Source organism: Ruegeria sp. PrR005 (assembly GCF_010500245.1).
Classification (GTDB): domain Bacteria; phylum Pseudomonadota; class Alphaproteobacteria; order Rhodobacterales; family Rhodobacteraceae; genus Ruegeria_B; species Ruegeria_B marisflavi.
Genome location: NZ_JAAGOX010000011.1, coordinates 316,073 through 337,430 on the forward strand (window position 1 = coordinate 316,073; position 21,358 = coordinate 337,430).

The 21,358-nt window shown below is 63.2% G+C and carries 23 protein-coding genes; 3 read left to right on the forward strand and 20 right to left on the reverse strand.

Features of this window, described 5'->3' with window-relative positions; genetic code table 11:
• Positions 1-29: 29 nt before the first annotated feature.
• Positions 30-2,438 (forward strand): ligase-associated DNA damage response DEXH box helicase, encoded by a 2,409-nt coding sequence (locus G0P99_RS08080; RefSeq protein WP_164128868.1) that lies wholly within the window; start codon positions 30-32, stop codon positions 2,436-2,438.
• A 41-nt stretch (positions 2,439-2,479) separates the two neighbouring features.
• The gene (gene pdeM / locus G0P99_RS08085) at positions 2,480-3,142 is read left to right on the forward strand and encodes a ligase-associated DNA damage response endonuclease PdeM (RefSeq protein ID WP_164128869.1); all 663 of its coding nucleotides are present in this window, start codon (positions 2,480-2,482) and stop codon (positions 3,140-3,142) included.
• Between the two features lie 8 nt (positions 3,143-3,150).
• Here the strand turns inward: pdeM and G0P99_RS08090 are convergent, their stop codons facing one another.
• The 19 genes from G0P99_RS08090 to ruvC form a co-directional block, all read right to left on the reverse strand.
• Entirely contained in the window at positions 3,151-3,831 is a 681-nt protein-coding gene (locus G0P99_RS08090; protein WP_203583017.1) for a LytTR family DNA-binding domain-containing protein, read from the reverse strand.
• A gap of 322 nt (positions 3,832-4,153) precedes the next feature.
• Positions 4,154-5,044: a bifunctional methylenetetrahydrofolate dehydrogenase/methenyltetrahydrofolate cyclohydrolase FolD gene (folD, locus tag G0P99_RS08095; protein WP_164128871.1), complete on the reverse strand. Its 891-nt coding sequence runs from the start codon at positions 5,042-5,044 to the stop codon at positions 4,154-4,156.
• 43 nt (positions 5,045-5,087) lie between these two features.
• Entirely contained in the window at positions 5,088-5,393 is a 306-nt protein-coding gene (locus G0P99_RS08100; protein WP_203583018.1) for a chorismate mutase, read from the reverse strand.
• A gap of 56 nt (positions 5,394-5,449) precedes the next feature.
• Entirely contained in the window at positions 5,450-7,126 is a 1,677-nt protein-coding gene (locus tag G0P99_RS08105) for a formate--tetrahydrofolate ligase (RefSeq protein WP_164128872.1), read from the reverse strand.
• A gap of 165 nt (positions 7,127-7,291) precedes the next feature.
• Positions 7,292-7,867: a sulfurase gene (locus tag G0P99_RS08110; protein WP_164128873.1), complete on the reverse strand. Its 576-nt coding sequence runs from the start codon at positions 7,865-7,867 to the stop codon at positions 7,292-7,294.
• A 103-nt stretch (positions 7,868-7,970) separates the two neighbouring features.
• A complete protein-coding gene (ftsH, locus tag G0P99_RS08115) occupies positions 7,971-9,884 on the reverse strand; it encodes an ATP-dependent zinc metalloprotease FtsH (RefSeq protein ID WP_164128874.1) in 1,914 nt (637 codons plus the stop codon).
• A 78-nt stretch (positions 9,885-9,962) separates the two neighbouring features.
• The gene (gene tilS, locus G0P99_RS08120; protein WP_164128875.1) at positions 9,963-11,222 is read right to left on the reverse strand and encodes a tRNA lysidine(34) synthetase TilS; all 1,260 of its coding nucleotides are present in this window, start codon (positions 11,220-11,222) and stop codon (positions 9,963-9,965) included.
• On the reverse strand, positions 11,213-12,028 hold the full coding sequence (ybgF, locus tag G0P99_RS08125) for a tol-pal system protein YbgF (RefSeq protein ID WP_164128876.1): 816 nt from the start codon (positions 12,026-12,028) through the stop codon (positions 11,213-11,215). The genes tilS and ybgF overlap by 10 nt, the downstream gene beginning before the upstream one ends.
• Before the next feature lie 4 nt (positions 12,029-12,032).
• Entirely contained in the window at positions 12,033-12,539 is a 507-nt protein-coding gene (pal, locus tag G0P99_RS08130; RefSeq protein WP_164128877.1) for a peptidoglycan-associated lipoprotein Pal, read from the reverse strand.
• A gap of 91 nt (positions 12,540-12,630) precedes the next feature.
• Positions 12,631-13,950: a Tol-Pal system beta propeller repeat protein TolB gene (gene tolB, locus G0P99_RS08135; protein WP_164128878.1), complete on the reverse strand. Its 1,320-nt coding sequence runs from the start codon at positions 13,948-13,950 to the stop codon at positions 12,631-12,633.
• A complete protein-coding gene (locus G0P99_RS08140; RefSeq protein ID WP_164128879.1) occupies positions 13,947-15,101 on the reverse strand; it encodes an energy transducer TonB in 1,155 nt (384 codons plus the stop codon). The genes tolB and G0P99_RS08140 overlap by 4 nt, the downstream gene beginning before the upstream one ends.
• 9 nt (positions 15,102-15,110) lie before the next feature.
• A complete protein-coding gene (tolR, locus tag G0P99_RS08145; protein WP_093030886.1) occupies positions 15,111-15,587 on the reverse strand; it encodes a protein TolR in 477 nt (158 codons plus the stop codon).
• 3 nt (positions 15,588-15,590) lie between these two features.
• Positions 15,591-16,286, reverse strand: coding sequence for a protein TolQ (gene tolQ / locus G0P99_RS08150; RefSeq protein WP_164128880.1), 696 nt, complete (start codon positions 16,284-16,286; stop codon positions 15,591-15,593).
• 107 nt (positions 16,287-16,393) lie between these two features.
• The gene (ybgC, locus tag G0P99_RS08155; RefSeq protein WP_164128881.1) at positions 16,394-16,777 is read right to left on the reverse strand and encodes a tol-pal system-associated acyl-CoA thioesterase; all 384 of its coding nucleotides are present in this window, start codon (positions 16,775-16,777) and stop codon (positions 16,394-16,396) included.
• Positions 16,774-17,397, reverse strand: coding sequence for a hypothetical protein (locus G0P99_RS08160; RefSeq protein WP_164128882.1), 624 nt, complete (start codon positions 17,395-17,397; stop codon positions 16,774-16,776). The genes ybgC and G0P99_RS08160 overlap by 4 nt, the downstream gene beginning before the upstream one ends.
• A 27-nt stretch (positions 17,398-17,424) precedes the next feature.
• A complete protein-coding gene (locus tag G0P99_RS08165) occupies positions 17,425-18,048 on the reverse strand; it encodes a TIGR02466 family protein (RefSeq protein WP_164128883.1) in 624 nt (207 codons plus the stop codon).
• 41 nt (positions 18,049-18,089) lie between these two features.
• Positions 18,090-19,112 carry a Holliday junction branch migration DNA helicase RuvB gene (ruvB, locus tag G0P99_RS08170; protein ID WP_164128884.1) on the reverse strand — a complete coding sequence of 341 codons (1,023 nt, stop codon included), beginning with the start codon at positions 19,110-19,112 and terminating at the stop codon, positions 18,090-18,092.
• 25 nt (positions 19,113-19,137) lie between these two features.
• Positions 19,138-19,812: a Holliday junction branch migration protein RuvA gene (gene ruvA / locus G0P99_RS08175; RefSeq protein ID WP_164128885.1), complete on the reverse strand. Its 675-nt coding sequence runs from the start codon at positions 19,810-19,812 to the stop codon at positions 19,138-19,140.
• Entirely contained in the window at positions 19,809-20,306 is a 498-nt protein-coding gene (gene ruvC, locus G0P99_RS08180; RefSeq protein ID WP_164128886.1) for a crossover junction endodeoxyribonuclease RuvC, read from the reverse strand. Before ruvC ends, ruvA begins: the two co-directional genes overlap by 4 nt.
• Positions 20,307-20,638: 332 nt before the next feature.
• On the opposite strand from ruvC, the gene G0P99_RS08185 reads away from it, so the two are divergent.
• Positions 20,639-20,857 (forward strand): DUF1127 domain-containing protein, encoded by a 219-nt coding sequence (locus G0P99_RS08185; protein WP_164128887.1) that lies wholly within the window; start codon positions 20,639-20,641, stop codon positions 20,855-20,857.
• Positions 20,858-20,944: 87 nt separating this feature from the next.
• Here the strand turns inward: G0P99_RS08185 and G0P99_RS08190 are convergent, their stop codons facing one another.
• Positions 20,945-21,289, reverse strand: a complete 345-nt coding sequence (locus tag G0P99_RS08190; RefSeq protein ID WP_239059727.1) for a hypothetical protein — start codon at positions 21,287-21,289, stop codon at positions 20,945-20,947.
• Positions 21,290-21,358 lie beyond the last annotated feature (69 nt).

The window sequence follows — 21,358 nt, forward strand, 5'->3', positions numbered from 1 at the left end:
TGCCCAAGGCAGGTGATAATGTCACCGCCATGCCGCAGCTCCCCGCGCTCCTCACCGACTGGTTCACTGCCAAGGGCTGGTCCGTCCATCCCCATCAACAAGCGATGTTTGATCGCGCCGACCGCCCCGCGACCCTCTTGATCGCCCCCACCGGTGGCGGCAAGACCATGGCGGGGTTTCTGCCCACGCTGGCCGAACTGGCAAAGGGACAGCATCAAGGCCTGCACACGCTCTACGTCTCTCCGCTCAAGGCTCTGGCCGCCGATATCAAGCGCAACCTGCGCACCCCAGTAGACGAGATCGGCCTGGCCGTCCGGATAGAGGATCGCACCGGCGACACCTCGGCCACGCAAAAGAAACGCCAGCGCGCCGACCCGCCCCATATCCTGCTGACCACGCCTGAAAGCCTGGCGCTCCTCACCTCATACGAGGACGCGCCGCGCATGTTCGCCGGGCTGCGCCGCGTGGTGGTCGACGAGATCCACGCCTTGGCCGAAAGCAAGCGGGGCGATCAGCTGATGCTGGCGCTGGCGCGGCTGCAAACGCTCTGCCCCGATCTGCGCCGGGTGGGCCTCTCGGCCACGGTCGAGGACCCGGAGGCCATCGCCCGCTTCCTCGCCCGCCATCCCGACCCTTGCGAAATCCTGTTGGCCGATCCCGGCCCCGACCCCGATATCGCCATGCTGGAGACCGAGGAAATGCCGCCCTGGTCCGGCGGCGGTGCGGCCTATTCGATCCCCGCTGTGCTAGACCAGATCCGGCGGCACAGGACGACGCTCATCTTTCACAACACCCGCGCCCAGGCCGAGATCTTCTTTCACAACCTGTGGCTGGCCAATGACGAAGGTTTGCCCATCGGCATCCATCACGGCAGCCTCGACCGGACACAGCGCGAGCGGGTCGAGGCGGCGATGGTGCGGGGCGAACTGCGCGCCATCGTCTGCACCGGCAGTCTCGACCTGGGCATTGACTGGGGCGATGTGGATCTGGTGATCCAGATTGGCGCACCGAAGAACGTCAAGCGGCTGGTGCAGCGGATCGGACGGGCCAATCACCGTTACAATGCCCCGTCCAAGGCGCTGCTGGTGCCCGCCAACCGGTTCGAGGTGGTCGAATGTATCGCCGCGCTTGAGGCGGTGCGCGCCCACGCGCTCGACGGTGATCCGCGCGGTCCCGGGCCGAGCGACGTGCTCTGCCAGCATATCCTGATCGCCGCCTGTTCCGGCCCGTTTGACGCCGATGCACTCTTTGCCGAGATGACCTCCGCCGGGCCTTATGCCGATCTTGCCCGGCCTGATTTCGATGCCTGTCTCGATTTCTGTGCCACCGGCGGCTATGCCCTGCGCGCCTATGACCGCTGGCAGCGCCTGCAACAGCGCCCCGACGGTCAATGGCAGTTGCGCGACCCGCGCAGCGCCCAGCGGATCCGCCAGAACATCGGCACCATCCAGGACACCGACACGCTCAAGGTACGGCTCCAGCGCAATCGTGGCGGCAAGCCGCTGGGTGAGATCGAGGAGGGTTTTGCTGCCTCGCTCACCCCTGGCGATACCTTTCTGATCGGCGGCCAGATCGTGCGCTACGAGGGCCTGCGCGATATGGTGGTCGAGGTCAGCCGCCGCGCCGACAAGAAGCCCAAGATCGCCACCTTCATGGGCACCAAATTCGCCACCTCGACCCAGCTCAGCGCCCGTATTCTTGACCTGTTCGCGCGGGCGGACTGGCCCCAGCTTCCGCGTCACACCGCTGACTGGCTGGCCCTGCAACGCCGGGTCTCGCGCCTGCCCGAACGCGGGCGGCTGCTGGTCGAAAGCTTCCCCCAGGATGGGCGCGAGCATCTGTGCGTCTACGGCTTTGCCGGGCGCAACGCGATGCAGACGCTGGGCCTGTTGCTGACCAAACGGATGGAGGAAACGGGCCTGAACCCGCTGGGTTTTGTCGCCACCGATTACGCGGTCTTGATCTGGGGGCTCGAGGCTACGACCGACCCGGCGCCGCTCTTCGAAATTGACAGCCTGCGCGCCGGGCTGGAGCAGTGGCTGGCCGGTAACGCGGTGATGAAACGCACCTTTCGCGCATCGGCCACCATCGCCGGGCTGATCGAGCGCAATCTGGGCGGTCAGCGCAAGACCGGGCGGCAGGCGACCTTCAGCTCGGATATCCTCTATGACACCTTGCAGAAATACGACCCCGACCACCTGATGATGCAGATCACCCGGGCCGAGGCGATGCGTGGTCTGGTCGATTTTGGCCGGATCGAAGAAATGATCGCCCGTGTCGGCGACCGGATCGACCTGGTGCGGCTGGACCGGGTAACACCACTCGCTGCGCCGCTGTTTCTCGAGGTCGGCAAGGTGCCGGTGCAGGGCGCCGCCGAAGAGCGTCTCTTGGCCGAGGAAAGCGCCCGTCTGCTGGCCGACGCCGGTCTCTCGGTCTGAAAGGACTTGCGCAATCCGGCATCCTGCGCAAAGAACACATCATGAACGGATACGATTTCACCTTTGCCGGGGAACGGCTCACCGCACTTGGCTCGGGCGCGCTGTGGTGGGGCGCACGGCGGCTCTTGTGTGTCTCAGACCTGCATCTGGGGAAATCCGAGCGCATCGCCCGGCGCGGCGGCACCCCGCTGCCGCCCTATGAGGTGGCCGACACGCTGGACCGGCTTTCCGCCGATCTGGAGCGGACGAGGCCCAACACGGTCATCTGTCTGGGCGACAGTTTCGACGATACCGAGGCTGCCCACGTGCTGCCGGAACCGGCTCGTCTGAGAATCGCGGCACTCCAGGCCGGGCGGCGCTGGATCTGGATCGAGGGCAACCACGACCCCGGCCCGGTGACCATGGGCGGCAGCCATCTGGCCGAATTGGCAACCGGACCCCTCCTTTTTCGCCATATCGCCCGGCATGGGGCGCAGGGCGAGATCTCGGGCCACTACCACCCAAAAGCGGCACTGCGCCTGCGCGGACGTAGCCTGTCGCGTCCGGCGTTTCTGGTCGATACCGCGCGAATCGTGCTGCCCGCCTACGGTACCTATACCGGCGGCCTGCGCAGTGATGCACCTGTACTGGCCCAACTGATGCGGCCCGAGGCGCTGGCGATTGTCACCGGCGCCACCCCACATGCCGTGCCGATGCCACGCTGAAGCAAGGATCAGATAATCCCCGCCTCCTCCAGCCCGGGGCGGTATCTGCGGCTGACCGGGATCAAATCGCCATTGATCAGGCGCAGATGGATCTTGCCGCCGCTGCGCTCGACACTCTCGATTGACGCCTCCGTCACCCAGTGAGACCGATGGGTACAACGGCCGGTGATCGGTGCCATTTCGTCTATGGCATCGCCGAAGCGCGACCGGATCGTGTGAACACCCTGATCGGTCACCACATCAACACTGTGATCGCGGACGGTCAGGCGCAGGATCTGCTCCGAGAACCCCTCGGGCAGACGTTTATAGATCCGGGGTTGCGGCAGTTCCGGTTCCGGCTCTGCCGGTCCGGGCAGGCCCCGCCGGAGGATGATCAGGCCAGAGGCAAAGATGGTACCGTAGCGCGCCATGCTCCACATGTCCGGGGCAGCGTCCGCGGTGGGCATCGCGAGCAGGCGAATCAACACCCACAGCGCAGGCGTGAACAGAAGCGTCACCAGGATGACGATCAACAGATCCTTACGCAACAGCGCCGCCCCCGGCACGTGTCTCTCGACCACGGCATGGCTCAGCCGGGCGATACCACCCGCGACCCCCAGTACCAGCAACCAGAACAGAAACCGCTGCCCAAAAGACATGCCATGCCCGCCAAACGGATCAGAAATACTGGCCAGAAGGGACAAGAACACGAATGCCGGTCCAATCAGACCCCGTTTTTCGGCACTCAGAAATGATCTCAGTGTGGCAATCATGAATAACTTACGTGAACTAGTCTGACGCGGAATACCGTCATACCGCAAATCAATCCCTGCCACAAATAGCGCGACCTCTACAATTGCATAGATTGCAGCTATTTAGCGTCAGGCGACGCAAGAAAGTCACACCCCTAAGTTGATTGTGTTATTAACTAATTTCAAATGACTGCCGCGCGCTGCGGGCAGGACGACGTCAATTGGCATCAGGGCCGGCGAGGCAACACCGCCTGTCGGCCCTGATCTGCGGTTTCACCGCTCAGGCGGTCAGGCCATTTGGTTCCGGCAGGTTGTTGGCACGGGTGCATGCAGTCAGGGTATTGGCCAGCAGGCAGGCGATGGTCATCGGGCCGACCCCGCCGGGAACAGGCGTGATGGCACCCGCAACCTCGGCGCAGCTGTCGTAGTCGACGTCGCCCACCAGTTTGGTCTTGCCGTCGCGCTCGATCCGGTTGATGCCCACGTCGATCACCGTGGCGCCGGGTTTGATCCAGTCACCGGGCACCATTTCGGGCCGACCCACGGCGGCCACCACGATATCGGCGCGACGTACAACCTCCGCCAGGTTCTTGGTGCGCGAATGCGCAATGGTCACGGTGCAGCTGTCGCCCAGCAAGAGCTGTGCCATCGGCTTGCCCACGATGTTCGAGCGCCCGATCACCACGGCATCCATACCGCTGAGGCTGCCGTGATGGTCGCGCAGCATCATCAGACAGCCGAGCGGCGTGCAGGGCACCATGCTCTTTTGTCCGGTTCCCAGAAGTCCCACGTTCGAGATGTGGAACCCATCAACGTCTTTGGCCGGGTCAATGGCGTTGATTACCAGGTCTTCGTTAAGGTGTTTCGGCAAAGGCAGTTGCACCAGAATGCCGTGAACCTCCGGATCATTGTTCAGGCGGTCGATCAACGCCAGCAGATCCTCTTCCGAGGTCGAGGCATCGAGCTTGTGCTCGTAAGAGTTCATGCCGACTTCGAGCGTCTGCTTGCCCTTGGAGCGCACATAGACCTGGCTGGCCGGATCCTCTCCCACCAGGACGACCGCAAGGCCGGGGGTAATCCCATGCGCCTCTTTCAGCGTGGCGACCTGTTCAGCCACTTGCGCCCGCAGCTTGGCTGCAAAGGCTTTTCCGTCGATGACTTGCGCTACCATGCTTGTCCCTCTCCTTAATCACGAACCAGGGCCGAGCCAGCCCTTATGCAGCCCCAAGCACGCGTTCTTCGCGGGCGATGGACCAATCGATCAAAATGCGCCACAGCTGTTCGGCCAGATCCGGATCCAGCCCCTGGAACAGCGCTTCGTTGCGCACGTTCAGCACCACCGCTTCGACCCGGTCCGGGATACGAGCCGGAAGGCCCTCTGCCGGCTTCAGTTCCGCGGCGCGGTCGATATAGGTCGCGCGCCGCGCCAGCATCTCGACCAATTGGCGGTCGAACCTGTCGATCTCTGTTCTGAGGTCCCGCATCGAATGACATTGTTCCGGCGGTGTCAGAGGTGGCATCAGAATCTCCTGTGGCCCGGGGTGATCCCGGGCCACGAGTTGACGTATTTAACGGCTTAGAACAAGCCCTCGATCTGCCCTGCGTCATTCAGACGGATGGTTTCGGCGGCAGGCTTCCGGGGCAGACCCGGCATGGTCATGATCTCGCCGCAGACCACCACGATAAATCCGGCACCGGCGCTCAGCCGAACCTCGCGCACCGGAACCGAGTGGCCAGTGGGGGCACCACGGCGGTTCGGATCGGTGGTGAAGCTGTACTGGGTCTTGGCCATGCAGACCGGCAGGTTGCCGTATCCGGCCTCTTCCCATTCCTTCAACTGACCGCGGATCTTCGAGTCCGCCAGAACTTCGTCGGCACGATAGATGCGCTTGGCGATGGTTTCGATCTTTTCGAACAGGGGCATTTCGTCGGGATAGATCGGCGCGAAATGCGCAACACCCGAATCCGCCAGCGCCACGACCTTGCGCGCCAGGTCCTCGGACCCTTCCGAGCCCAGTTCCCAATGCCGCGACAACACTGCCTCGACGCCATGCGCGGTGCAGTAATCCTTGACCGCCTGGATTTCAGCCTCGGTGTCGGTGACAAAATGGTTGATCGCCACGACCACCGGCACGCCAAAGGACTTCACGTTCTCGATGTGACGGCCCAGGTTGGCACAGCCCTTCTTGACCGCTTCGGTGTTCTCGGCGCCCAGATCGGCTTTGGCGACGCCGCCGTTCATCTTCATCGCGCGCACGGTGGCGACGATCACCACGGCCGACGGGGCGATGCCCGCCTTGCGGCACTTGATGTTCATGAACTTCTCGGCACCCAGGTCAGCGCCAAAGCCTGCTTCGGTGACCACATAATCGGCAACCTTGAGCGCGGTCTTGGTGGCGATGACCGAGTTGCAGCCATGCGCGATATTGGCAAACGGGCCACCATGCACAAAGGCCGGGTTGTTCTCCAGCGTCTGCACCAGGTTCGGCTGCATCGCGTCTTTCAAGAGAACGGTCATCGCGCCTTCGGCCTTGATGTCGCGGCAATAGACCGGGGTCTTGTCGCGGCGATAGGCGACGATGATGTCGCCCAGGCGCTTTTCAAGGTCTTTCAGGTCATTTGCCAAACACAGGATCGCCATCACCTCAGAGGCAACGGTTATGTCGAACCCAGCTTCGCGCGGGAAGCCGTTCGACACGCCACCCAGCGAGCATGTGATCTGGCGCAGCGCACGGTCGTTCATGTCGACGACACGACGCCAGGCCACACGGCGGGTGTCGATATCCTGCTCGTTGCCCCAATAGATGTGGTTGTCGATCATCGCCGACAGCAGCGAATGGGCGCTGGTGATCGCGTGGAAATCGCCGGTGAAGTGCAGGTTCATCTCTTCCATCGGAACGATCTGCGCATAACCGCCACCGGCGGCCCCGCCCTTCATGCCGAAGTTCGGCCCGAGAGAGGCTTCGCGAATACAGATCATCGCCTTTTTCCCGATACGGTTCAGGCCATCGCCCAGACCCACGGTGGTGGTGGTCTTGCCCTCGCCTGCCGGGGTCGGGTTGATCGCGGTCACCAGGATCAATTTACCGTTGGGGCGGTCCTGCACCGAGTTGATGAAGTTCTGGCTGACCTTCGCCTTGTCATGGCCATAGGGCAGCAGATCGTCGCTGGCGATGCCCAGCTTTGCACCGATCTCCAGGATCGGTTTCTTGTTTGCCTCGCGGGCGATTTCGATGTCGGATTTATAGGCCATGGGTGCAATCCCTGCTTGGTGTTCCGGTATACCGACGCGCACGCGCCGGTCTTGGGCACAGAAGTAACGTCGCAAATCGCTCGGCATGATGTGGATTCCGACATTTTCGCGACGTGAAACGTCGCGACCCGATTTCGCCGGGCGCAGATCGGAAACTCGGGGCCGTCAGGGGCGCCAAGCGCGCTGATCGGGGACGAACAGGGTCAGTTGATCCCCAATGGCCAGTTTACCTGGCCTTTCGACCCAAGCCGTGATCCCTCGCCGCCCCTCTGCGGCCGGTTTGAAGGCGGCGCCATGCCCAGGGTCTTCGACCTCGATCTCGCGTCCGGGTAGAACACAGGGCCGGTTTTCCATGTCGATGGTCAGGGTGGTACCGGTCGCGGACTGAAGCCTCGACGACGGTGGCACATGGGTAAAATCAGGTATGCCGTGCAGAACCACATTGGCGCCCAGCAGCGCGGGATCAAGTAGAGGCAACCCCATCCCGGCCGCGATCACCTCCAGCTCTTCTGCGGCCAGCACAGTGAGTTGCCTGACGTTCCGTATCTCGGTGCCTCGTGGGTAGAGGTTTCGTACCCGGGTGCAGGACCCGCGATTGGTTCCCGCATGACGACCTCCGTCGATGCCATCAAAACCGAGAGCAAGCTCCTCGACTGCCATTGCCCGGAGGCTTTCACCCGCCGGGACATGGCCCAGCCATTCGATCCGCCCCAAAAACCCACTGTCTTTCAATACCGGCATCCGGCCCTGTCTCCCTGCGCGCTTGTCCGCCGGTTCTGACGGAAGTTGCCCCCGTTCGCAAAGAAAAGCCCGGCATGTGCCGGGCTTTTCCTGTCGCCTGATATCAGGCCGTTGGTTCGGGTTCCATCCCCCCGCGCGGCGCGGGTTTCGGCTTGGTCTTGGGGATCGCAGTCACGCTGGCGGCGTTGCCCTTGTCCGTATTGCCGTCATCGTCGTCCCCGGCAGTGGGCGGCTCGCCCCGCATGACGCGTTTGATTTCGTCCCCGGTCAGGGTTTCGTATTCCAGAAGACCCTGGGCCAGGCGTTCCCATTCATCATGACGCTCGGTCAGGATCGCGTGCGCCTGGTCATAGCCCTGCTGGATGAAGCGCTTGACCTCTTCCTCGATCAGTTCCTTGGTATGGGCCGAGACCGAGAAGCCAGCGGTATTGCCCGAATAGCCCTCGTGCGCTTCGGCATAGTCGATATTGCCGACCTTGTCGGACATGCCCCAGCGCATCACCATGGCGCGCGCCAGTTGGCTGGCCTGCTGGATATCGCCCGCCGGGCCGTTCGACACGTGATCCTCGCCGTATTTGAGGATCTCTGCGGCCTTGCCCGCCATAGTCATCGCCAGTTTCTGTTCGCATTCGTCACGGTGCCAGTTCAGCCGGTCCATCTCGGGCAAGCTGACCACCATGCCCAGTGCGCCGCCGCGCGGGATGATCGTGGCCTTGTAGACCGGGTCGCACATCGGCAGGGCCAGGCCCACCACGGCGTGACCGGCCTCGTGATAGGCGGTCTTTTCCTTCTGGTCCTGGGTCAGCACCATCGAGCGTCGCTCGGCCCCCATCATGACCTTGTCCTTGGCGTTCTCGAAATCTTCCATGGTCACGAAACGCCGGCCCACGCGGGCGGCCATCAGCGCCGCTTCGTTCACGAGGTTGGCCAGATCGGCGCCCGAGAAGCCGGGCGTGCCGCGCGCGATGATGCGCAGATCGACATCGGGGCCCAGCGGGGTCTTGCGCGCGTGTACGCCCAGGATCTTCTCACGCCCTTTGATATCGGGGTTGCCGACGGTGACCTGACGGTCAAACCGGCCAGGACGCAGCAGCGCGGGGTCCAGCACGTCCTTGCGGTTGGTAGCGGCCAGGATGATGACGCCCTCATTGGCCTCGAACCCATCCATTTCCACCAGCAGCTGGTTCAACGTCTGTTCGCGTTCGTCATTGCCACCGCCGTAACCGGCGCCCCGATGGCGGCCGACGGCATCGATTTCGTCGATAAACACGATACAGGGGGCGTTCTTTTTCGCCTGTTCGAACATGTCGCGCACACGGGAGGCCCCGACACCCACGAACATTTCCACGAAGTCCGAGCCAGAGATGGTGAAGAAAGGCACGCCTGCCTCGCCCGCGATCGCGCGCGCCAGCAGCGTCTTACCGGTGCCCGGAGGCCCAACCAGCAGCGCGCCCTTGGGGATCTTGCCGCCCAGACGGCTGAATTTCTGCGGATTGCGCAGGAATTCGACGATCTCTTCCAACTCTTCCTTGGCCTCGTCGATACCGGCAACGTCGTCAAAGGTCACCCGGCCGTGTTTTTCGGTCAGCAGCTTGGCCCGTGATTTGCCAAAACCCATGGCGCCGCCACGCCCGCCGCCCTGCATCCGGTTCATGAAGTAGACCCAGACACCGATCAGCAGCAGGAAAGGCAACAATGTGATGAGGAAGGACTGGAACCCCGACTGTTGCTGTTTCTCGGCGCGGACCGGAATGTCCTTGTTGATCAGCAGGGTCGTTACTTCGGCATCGCCCGGTTTGATGGTGACATAGTCGCGACCGTCGGCGGTACGGTACCTGATCTGCTCGCCATCCAGCGTCACCTTGGTCACATTGCCCGCATCCACGGCACTGACGAATTCGGAATAGGTCTTCTCCTGACTCTGAAGTGTTCCGCCCGACCCGCTGAACAGGTTGAACAAGGCGAGGATCAACAGAAACAGGACGACCCAGAAGGCGATGTTGCGTGCGTTGCCCAAGGACATTCTCCCAATACTTTCCAGCCGCACGGAGGTACGGCCAGCTTGACCCTTAAAATAGAGATGATCGGGCGAGGTTCAATGCGATAAAAGGGAAGCATAGAAGTCTTCTTCCCCACTCTCCAACCGAGCCGCCCATCCCCTTGGTTCTCCGGCCAATGGTGCGGCGACCAGGCTTTCACCCTGCCAGATGGCGGGTGTCGCTTGCAATGCCGCGTGCGGACGACCGGTTTCGCGCCAGTTCGGACAGTGCGACAATCCTTGTGGTCCCAGTGGCCTGATCTCGGCCTCCGGCAGTACTGCCCCGGACAATACCCAACGGCCATCCCAAAGCTCGCCTATTTGAACACGCGAGGTCTCAACCGCCTTGTACTCCCGGCAAATTCGCGCTCGTCTGCCCTGATTCAGGATCAGGCAACCGCCCAATTGAGCAGAGCGTTCGTGACGGATCGCGGCCATGGCCTCGGCCACCGCCGCCCGTCGGGGCGGGTACCGATCGCCGCTGATCCAGCCGACCACGTGCAGCAGCAACCGGCGGGCAATTTCTTCCGGCAGGGTGCGGAACCCGCGCAAATCCAGCAGCACATCGCCTGCATCGATCAGGGCCAGATCTTTCGCGGCAAGGAAAGTGTACCAATCCAGCGCCTCGCGCGCGCGCGCCATGTTTCCGGCGACTTCGGTCAGAACACGGGCATCCAGACCCAGCGGGCGCAGCGAATCGAGGACCTTGCGAACCCGGATACGCTCGTACCGGGCATCCATGTTCGAAGGGTCTTCGCACCACCCCAGATTCTCTGCGGTCAAAAAACTCCTAAGCGCCTCGCGGGTCACAGTTAGCAGCGGCCGGACCAGCACCACACCATCCTGCATCCGCCGGCTCGGCATGGCCGAAAGCCCGGAAACACCCGCTGCGCGACCAAGCCGCATCAACAGGGTTTCGGCCTGGTCATCCGCCGTATGGGCCAATGCAATGGTCACGATCTGGTTGCGTTGCGCCCATTGCGTCAGCAAATCATACCGCGCCCGTCGCGCGTGATCTTGCAGGTTGCCGTTTCCGTCCCACCCTCGCCAGTTCAGCGTTTCATGGGTGATTCCCAGATCTGTCGCCAGCCGCGCCACCCATCGCGCCTCGTCGGCGGCCTCGGGGCGCAGGCCATGGTCAACTGTCGCGGCAAACAGCTCTACGTCTTCGTTTGCAAAGCATCGGCTGGCCAGATGCAGCAAGGCCACCGAATCCCCTCCGCCGGATACGGCAATGCCCAGCCGTTTTGGCGGCTGGGCAGGAAACTGTGCCCTGAGGACCGAAAGAAGCTCTGCTGCGGTATTCGTCAAGAGCACCCCAGAGAAGACATTTCGCGCCCCGCGTCCGCGACCGCAGCCGCGTTCGGGAACCGTACGGACACCTCCCCGAGCGTCACGCAGGCCTGGCTGGTCTGGCCAAGCTTGCCCAGAGAGGAACCTAGCTTGAAAAGCGCCTCGGCGGCAACTGGACCCGTGCTGTCACCGGTGAAACTGGCGAGGTATGCCCGCGCTGCCTCTCGGGTATCGCCCTGGGCTTCAAGCGCCTTGCCGCGCATCAAACTCGCCTCTGCCGCCAGCGGGCTGCCGGGATAGGATTGGTCGAACTTGGAAAGAAGATCAGACGCCGTGCGATAATCTCCCGCCTCGAAAGCCTGTCTCGCCGCCTCGAACTCGGCTTGTTCGCCCACGGCAAGCTCGGTCTGAGGTTGCGGTGTGGCCGGCGCCGGGGCCGCCACCGAGGGCGCAGTCCCACCCAAAGTCGATGTTTCGGACAGTTTCCCGATATCGCAATTGGGTTCGAGTTCACACAACCGGAACTCTAGATCACCCACCCTGTTGGTGCCATCGGATACGATACGGTCGATTCGTGCATTGAGTTGCTCGGTCAGGCCGGTCAGGCGCTGCAATTCAGTCTCGATCGCATCAACGCGTTCCAGGACAGTGTTGCCAGACAGGTTGGGCGTTGGCGCCCCGGTCGTCGAGAATTCACGTTTCAGCCGCTGAATTTCGACATGCAGAACCGTCAGCTCCTGGCGGATATCCGCCAGTGTCTGCTGTTCCTGTGCCGGTGCCTGTCCCGTCAGAACAAGCGAGAGCCCGAATGCCAACGCCGCCAGTCTCATTGGGTCACCCTGTCAATCCGGCAGTCAGAACCGTCACCGCGCGGCGGTTCTTGGCATAACAACCCTCGTCGCTGCAAATCTCGATTGGACGTTCCTTGCCATAGCTGACGGTTTTCAGGCGTGCCCCGGAAACCCCGCGCGAAACCAGGAATTCGCGTGCGGCATTTGCCCGGCGCGCACCCAGCGCCAGGTTGTACTCGCGCGTGCCCTGCTCGTCGGCATGGCCTTCGATTGTGGCGGTGTAATCCGTGTTGGTCAGCAGCCATTGCGCCTGTGCCGACAGGATCGATTGCGCCTCGTCGCTCAGTGTGGATTGGTCCACCGCAAACAAGACCCGGTCGCCGATGGCCTGCTGGAAATAGGCCGGCGAAGTCGGGTCACTGGCCAGGCCGGTTCCACCGACACCATTGTTCAGATTGACCGCATCGTCGCCGCCAAGGCTGTCGGGGTTGGTGCAGGCCGCCAGAGCCACCAGGGCGGCCGCGGCTGCAAGCTTGCTCAATACGTTCATTCCAAGTGCCTCATGTGTCCTTGTTGTTAAGGCTTTCATACCACACCCCCTGCCCCATGTGAACGCGGGTGCAGGTGGGGAAAACCGGGCATTATTGCAGAAGCGGCGACCATGTCGGGTCGCTGCCGCCGTCCGGAGTCCGGACCGGGCGCAGGTTGCGGCCAGAGATATCTACCGAGTAGAGCGAGGCACGCCCGTCCGCACCCTGCGTTTCGCGGGTAAACATGATGACGCGCCCGTTCGGCGACCAGGTCGGACCTTCGTCCAGGAAGGACGCGGTCAGCAGGCGTTCTTCGCTGCCGTCGGTGCGCATGACCCCAATGTGGAACCGCCCCTTGTTCTGCTTGGTAAAGGCGATGAGATCACCTCGCGGGGACCAGACCGGCGTGCCATAGCGTCCTTGGCCAAAGCTGATCCGCTGCGCTTCGCCGCCCGATGCCGGCATGATATAGAGCTGCGGGGTGCCCGAACGGTCACTTTCAAACACGATGCGGCTGCCGTCGGGGGAATAGCTGGGCGCGGTCTCGATCGACGGTGCGCTGGTCAGGCGCGCACTTTGCCCGCTGGCAATGTTCATCGTGTAAAGGTCGGTATTGCCGCCTTGCGCCAGCGAGAACAGCACCGTCTGCCCGTCGGGCGAAAAGCGCGGTGCAAAACTCATGGTGCCTTCCTGGCTTTGCAGAACTCGTTGTTCCACCCGGCCTACGTCGAGGATATGGATGCGCGGGAAACCGCCCTGATAGCTGGTGTAGAGCACCCGGTCCCCGGTCGGAGAGAAGCGCGGCGCCAGCACGATAGAGGAACTGTCGGTCAGGTACTGCACATTCGCGCCGTCATAATCCATGATCGCCAGCCGCTTGCGGCGCTGATCCTTGGGGCCGCTTTCGGAGACGAACACGACACGGCTGTCGAAATAGCCACCCTCGCCGGTGATCCGGCTGTAAACCGCATCCGCAACCTTGTGCGCCATCCGGCGCCATCCGTCGGTGGTCCCCGCAAATTGCAGACCGCTGCCCAGTTCCGTTCCCGCGAACACGTCCCACAGCCGGAACCGAACCGTCAACCGATCCCCGGACAGGCTGACACTGCCGGTGACCAGCGCCTGCGCATTGATGGCTTTCCAGTCGGCAAACTGAACCGGCGCGTCAAAGCTGGTGACCTGGCTGATATAGGCGCTCGACGGAATTTCCCGGAACAATCCGCTGCCGGTCAGGTCTGCCGCCACGACCCGGGCGATCTGGGTGGCGTATTCGGTCGCCGCGACACCGTCAGGCACAAAATTGGGAACCGCCAATGGCAAGGGTTCGATGATCCCCTCGTCAATCGTGATCCTGAGCGGCTGGTTCTGCGCATACACCGGCGCGGCAAGCAATGTAGCGCCGACAAGCAGGCTGGTCAGAAATCTCATCATTTGATCCGCATCCTCTCGGGATTGAATGTCATCTCGATATCGCGCCAGTGATCGTATTTTTCACTGGGAAGTTCATAGCCTTTGGCCCCGCAGCGGATGATAGCGCGGCGGGCGGCCTCATAGGCCTGTTTCGCCGCACCTGTCGACCCGCCCGAGCTTTCGATCATCCGGATCGTCCCGGTATCCGGGGTTCCGTCAGCATTCATCCGCACCGACACCACAACAGTAGTATTCAATGCCTCGGTGGAAAGCGACCCGACGTTCCAGCATTGGGACACTGCCACGCGCAGCGCATCCTTTTCGCCGCTGGTCAGAGGCGGACCGCTCGGGGCAGGCGCCGCCGCCGGTTCGGATGCACCGGCCAAAGCTTCGGCCAGCGCCGCGTTGACCGCTGCATTCGGGGTCGGAGCCGGTTTTTCTGCCGGTTTTTCCACAGGCTTCGCTGCGGGCGCGGCAGCAGGTTTGGTTTCCGGTTTCGCCGCGGCGGTCTGGGTAGGTTGCGGCCGCGTCTTGGGCCGTGGCGACCGCGACGGCGCGACTTCGGTGGTCGGCTCTGCCTCAGGCGTGATCCGGTCCGTCGCTTCCTCGGGCGCGGTAGCCTGCTGTTCCGGCTGAGGCGCTTCGGCCCCCTGCTCGGCGCTGACCGGCGGGGTTTCGACCGGATCGGGCCGGGCATCGGGCGGCGGCGGTGCCACCGGCTCGGGGGCGACGCGCTCGACCGGGCGCGGTTTGGGCCGTTTACCGGGTGGCTCCGGCAGCAGAACTGTCTCGGGTTCCGGTTGCTCCAGGCTTGGAGCCTCGGCGGGTTGCGCGGGTTCCGGCGTGGGAGCAACGGCCTCGGGGGCTGGCTCCGGTTCGGGCGCGGGGGCTGGCTCGGGCTCCGGTCGGGCTTCCACCGGCTGGGGCTCTTGTACGGGTTCGACAGGTGCGGCTTGTTCTACCGGGGCCTCGGGTTGGGCGGGTTCCGCCGGGTTCTGGATAATCTCGGGCGCCTCGCGCGGTGCGCTGAGCGCGGCGAATTCCTCGGCCGAGATCACCGAGACTTCCTGAACTTCAAATGGCAACGGTTCCGAGCGGAAGGCACCGCCCAGAAAGGCCCATGCAACCAGTGTGACATGGGCGATACCAGAGATCTTGGTGCCGGTCTGCAACCCGCTGCCTCACTCTCCGCTGCCGTCAAGGCGGGGGCCGCCGGTATCCGTGACAAGCCCCACATTGGAAAACCCACCCGCGTTCAATGCGCCCATCACCTGCATGACCTGCGCATAGGGAATGTTCCCGTCCGCCCGCAGATAAACCCGGTCGCTCGTGCGCTCGGCCGCAATCGCGCGCAGGCGGGCGATGAATTCGTCCCGTGCCACTGGGGTTGTCTGAATCTGCACTTCACCTTCGGCGGTGATGGTCACGGTCAGCGGTTCCTCGTCATCAGACGGCAGCGCGCCGGCGGCGGTCTTGGGCAGCTCCACAGGCACGCCCACCGTCATCAACGGCGCGGCCACCATGAAGATGATCAGCAGCACCAGCATGACGTCCACAAAGGGCGTCACGTTGATCTCGGACATCGGCCGGGCCCGTCCGCGCCGCCGCCCGCGCCGGCGCCCGCCGCCCGCATCCGATTGTTGAACCGCAGCGCCCATGGCTCAGCTATCCAGCTGGCGCGAGAGGATGGTGGCAAACTCGTCGGCAAACGCTTCGTAGCCCGCGAGGATCCTGTCGCTGTCCGCGCTGAGCTTGTTGTAGAAGATCACCGCCGGAATGGCTGCCAACAGGCCCAACCCGGTCGCAAGCAGCGCCTCGGCGATACCGGGCGCCACAACTGCCAGATTGGTGTTCTGCTGTTCTGCGATCTGGATAAAGGCATGCATGATGCCCCAGACCGTACCGAACAGGCCCACGAAAGGTGCCGTCGACCCCACGGTCGCCAGCACCGGCAGGCCGCGTTGAAGATCCTCGGCCTCCTTGGCGATGGCCACATCCATCGAGCGGTCGATGCGCGATTGCGCCCCGGCGATCAGCCCCCCGTCGTTGCGATGCGAACGCCGCCATTCGATCATGCCTGCGGCGAAAATCTTCTCCGAGCGCCCCGAAGGCTGCGTGCCGATCTGTTCAAAGAGCTCGTCCAAAGGCTCCCCGGACCAAAATGCGTGATCGAACCTGTCCGCCTCGCGCCGGGCGGCGCGGTACGAGATGTGTTTCTGGATGATGATCGACCAGGCCCAGAACGAACTGACCATCAGCAACAGCATCACCAGCTTGACGGTAAGTGTCGCGCGGGCAAAGAGACCCCACATCGAGAAATCGATTTCCTGCGCCAGCGCCAGGGCTTCCGTTTCCATGAACCTGCTCATTTCTGCCGTTCGGCCGCTTTTTTGGCCTTGTTTCGCGGCAGGCTATAGCAGATTCTTGGCGATTTCCAACAGAACAGATGTGGCGCCGCGAAATGTTACATCAATGCGCGAATCTCCGCCGGAAGCCGCACCGGGCGGCCTTCGGCATTCATGCAGACGGCGGTCACTGTAGCGCGAAACACCTCGGTTTCGCCACGTCGCACCAGTTGCGACATAGTCAGCCGCGCGCCGGACAGCGACACGACATCGGTCTCGATCACCAGTTCGTCCTCGAATTTCGCCGTCGCCAGATAGTCGGCCTCGATCCGGCGCACGACCCAGACAAGGCCCGCGTCGCGCATGGCATTTTGGTCGTTGCCCAACTTGCGCACCCAATCCGACCGGGCCCGCTCGATATACCGCAGGTAATTGGCGTGATAGACGATGCCACCCATGTCCGTGTCTTCGTAATAGACCCTGACGTGATAGATATGGCTCATTGCGCGCGCTCCATGCGGGCAAACAGGCGAAGCGCATGGGAAGCGTCCCGCGCCGCTCCCGGCAGTACCGGATCATAGGCAGCCCGGATCAGCCCGGCAATCTCGGGCCTGAGGATCGTTGCGTCACCTGCCAGCGCCAGCGGTGAGCGGGTGGAAAACGCCTGGTCCGACCACGCCAGCATCACCTGCACAACCTGGGTCAGCGCAAGGGTCTCGGCCGGTTGTTCCGACATCTCCCGGTCCATCCGCAAAAAGACGAACGCCGCCTTGATCGTCCCGTCCTTGTCAAAGCGGAAGGCCCGGTACTGATTGGCGCCCGCCGCAACCAGCCGCTCGACCAGCGACCCCAGATCGGGGATCAGCCGGTCCAGATCGGGAACGGCCAGCAACTCCTCCCACTCGCGAAAGAAGAAGACCATGCAATTGGCACCAAGCTCGGGATCGGTCTCGGCCATCTTGTGCCCGGTTAGGGCGACAACAGCCTCGAACGCGCCCTTGATCACCGACAGGGTCTGATCCTCGACACCGAACACGATGGGCACGATCGGACGCCCCCAGCGCGCAAACAGGAAGGTGCCGTCAGAGCGGGTGAAATGTCGTGTAATCTCGGTATGGTCCATGTGCCCCGCCTACCCGATCCGCCCGGGTTATGGAAGGTACTCGTCCCGCCAGCGCAACACGATATTGAACGAAATCGAGATCCGTGCCTCGTGGCTGAGGTTCACATGCACCATGTGATGCAGGAAGGCAGGCCAGATCAGCATGTCGCCCCCCTGCGGCAGGATCCGGTGTTCGGGATCGACCTGCGGGTCGCCCTTGATCGCCAGCATGTTGGCCTGCGGGCGCGGGTCGAAAAAACTGATCGCGTTTGGGGTCCGGTCGCCGCGGCCCGGCGGTGCGTCCTCGCCTTGCGGGACCCGTACATAATAGGTGCCCGACAGCCAGGAATGCGGGTGGTTGTGCAGGTTGTGATAGTCGCCGAACCGGTTCACGTTGGGCCAGGCCTGCACCCGGAAATCCAGCGGATAGTCGATGCCGGTGCCGTGCGCATAATCCAGAACCGCCCGCCCGATACAGGACTTGAGCCAGCCCAGCGCCGGATGCGGATGTGCGAAAAGGTCACCCGACAGGTAGTCGGTGGTCATCTGGTCGTGCTCGGCATCCATCTGCTCGATCAACTGGGCAAGGATCGGGTTGGCCTGGTCTGCCCCCGGCAGGCGGATCCGCATCAGATGTGTCGGCCATAGCGCGGTAAAGTCCGGCGTGGTCATTCGTTCCCTTCCCCAAGACCGCGCCATTTTCTGGCGCCGGTTCAGAATAGCTCTGCCTGCCCAGGTGCGGAAGGTGCCGCAATTCCCAGATGGGTCCACGCCTTTTGCGCCAGCATGCGCCCGCGCGGCGTGCGCTGGATCAGCCCCTGTTGCAGCAGATAGGGCTCGATCACCTCTTCCAGCGAATCCCGGCTCTCGCTCAGCGCCGCCGACAGGGTCTCGATCCCCACCGGCCCGCCGCCGTAATTCTCTGCGATAAGCCGCAGATAGCGCCGATCGGCGCCGTCGAGGCCCAATTGATCCACCCCCAGCCGGGTCAGCGCGTGATCGGCCAGTTCGCGGGTGATGCGCCCGTCGCCTTCGACCACGGCAAAATCGACCACCCGGCGCAGCAGCCGCCCGGCGATCCGCGGGGTGCCGCGTGCGCGTCGCGCGATCTCGCGCGCGCCCGCCTCGTCGGCAGGCGCGCCCAGCTTGCGGGCGTTGCGTGTGACGATCTCAAAGAGTTCGTCCACCGTGTAGAACAGCAGCCGGGTCGGAATGCCGAACCGGTCGCGCAAAGGGGTCGTCAGCAGACCCATCCGCGTGGTGGCCCCGACCAGGGTAAAGGGCTGCAACTCGATCCGCACCGTGCGCGCGGCAGGCCCGTCGCCGATCACCAGATCCAGTTCGAAATCTTCCATCGCGGGATAAAGAACCTCTTCGACCGCCGGGTTCAGGCGGTGAATCTCGTCGATGAACAAAACGTCGCGCGATTCCAGATTGGTCAGGATCGCCGCCAGATCGCCCGCCTTGGCCAGCACGGGACCCGAGGTCATGCGGAAATTCACCCCCAGCTCGCGCGCCATGATCTGCGCCAGCGTGGTCTTGCCCAACCCCGGAGGTCCATGGAACAACGTATGGTCCATCGCCTCGCCCCGCTGCCGGGCGGACTGGATAAAGATGCGCAGGTTCGCCCGCGCCTCGGCCTGGCCGATGAACTCGCTCAGCGCCTGGGGACGCAGCGCGCGGTCGTTGTCCTCGGGCAGCGGTTCGGGCCGCAGGGTCGGGTCAGCGTCGATCATCGGTCACCTTTGGCGCGGCTGCGTGTCATGACTTGGGGGCCAGCAGTTTCAGCGCCGCCTTGATCAGCGCCGCTTCTCCCGCCTCCGGGGCCTCTGCCGCAGCCTGAGCGACGGCGCCTGCCGCGTCGGACGGGCCATAGCCGAGGTTTGCCAGCGCCGACAATGCACCCGCGGTTGCGGCGGCGGCACCGGTCGCCGCGGCAGGTTGCCGGCGGGCGGGTCGGGTCGGCTCTGGCGCCTCGATCACCTCTACTGCGCCCTCCATCGCCTGGGCCACCGTGCCGCCCATGGCCATGACGCCCGGCGCCTTATCCTTGAGGTCGAGAACGATGCGCTGCGCTGTCTTTGGACCGACACCCTTGGCCGATTTGACCGAGGCCCAGTCGCCAAGCGCAATCGCCCGGCTCACCCCGTCTGGCCCCAGCGCGCCCAAGATCGCCAAGGACACTTTGGCCCCCACCCCCTGAACCGAGCACAACAGCCGGTGCCATTCCTTTTCCGCCAGCGACGGAAAGCCATAGAGCTGCATCAGATCCTCGCGCACCACCATGTCGGTATAAAGTGCGACCACCTCGCCCACACCCGGCAAACCCGCCATGGTCCTGTCGGAGCAATAGACAATATACCCGACACCGCGCACGTCGATCAGTATATGATCGGTCGCGCGATAGTCCAGCCGCCCGGTCAGCTTTCCGATCATGCGCGCACCTCCCTCAGGCTCAATGCCTTTGCTCCGCCGTAATAGGCGTGACAGATGGCGATGGCCAGCGCGTCTGCCGCATCGGCGCCCTTGGGCAGGCAGCCCGGCAATTGCAGCTTGACCATATGGATGATCTGTTCCTTTTCGGCGTGCCCGACACCGACCACCGTTTTCTTGACCCGGTTCGGGGCGTATTCCCCCACCGGCAGGCCCGCCTGCGCCAGCGTCAGCAATGCCACTCCGCGCGCCTGACCCAGCTTGAGCGTGCCAGCGCCGTCCTTGTTGACGAATGTCTGTTCGATGGCGGCCTGATCGGGCCGGTATTCCGCGATCACCTCGACAATCTGGTTGTGCAGCGACAACAGGCGCTCTCCCAGATCGTCACCGTCGGAATGGCACAACCCGTTTGCAACATGGCTCAGGCGGCTTCCCTTCGATTCGATCACGCCCCAGCCCAATGTCCTGAGCCCCGGATCGATGCCAAGTATGCGCATGCTGCCGCCCTGTTCTGCTCTTTTTTGAAACTTTTCTCACGAACTAGCACGAAACAAGAACATTATCCAAGGGAATTGCGCTCACTCTCGTTTTCGACCCCTCGGGGTTCGTTTGCGTCATCACGCTCAAAAGCGACATGCTGCAACGCAGAAAACGACATGTTTGAAAGCCGGTTTTCACCAATGTTTCAAAGGGATTTCAGTGATTTTGACCTATGTCGAAAACGCATGCCGACCTTGCAGTTTCTGCACTTGCGCGGTTCTGAACGACCCCCTAGATGCCCGCTACAACAAACGATCACGACTTAACGTCTACGACAAGGACACAGAAAATGGCTGCACTGGACACCACCCGCACCATCACTGGCTCGAACGGCCTCGTTGGCCGGATCGCAGCCGTTTACAACGCAATCGCGACCGCAATCGTCGAATGGAACGACGCGCGCGTCACGCGCAACGCCCTGGCTGAGCTTTCGGACCGTGAACTGGAAGACATCGGGCTGACCCGCAGCGACATCGACGCCGTTGCCGCAGGCAAAGGCGGTTTCTGACCGGATTTCCCGACCTCCCTCTCGGGCAAAAGAAAACGCCGCATGCCGATAGTCCGCATGCGGCGTTTTTTTCTGCCGAGGGAAAACTCAGCGCAGAACCGAACCGGCTTGCTCCGCAAGAAACACACTCAGCGGATCGGGCTTCATGATCCAGGCACCAGCCTGTTCCACCGCCGTTCCGCCGGCAAGTCGCTCGACGCGGTAACCGTAGGTGTCGCTCCCCAGACTGGCGAGCAGAAACCCCTTGAAAACGAAAATGGCGACGACGAGGAACAGCAAAGCCCGAACCGGGAGCTTGATCCCTCCGCGGCGCGGCTTCACCTCGATCAAGCCGTCTTTGCGAATCCGACCATAATACCCACGAGTCATGGCCTCGTGCTTTTTGGTCAAACGACGGACCCGGTGGTCAAAGTCGATACGGTTATCGACCATGGCAGCCTCCATGCACTGGCCCCCACCAGCGATGAAACCAAGGTACGTCGAAATTTGGGCAAAACCAAG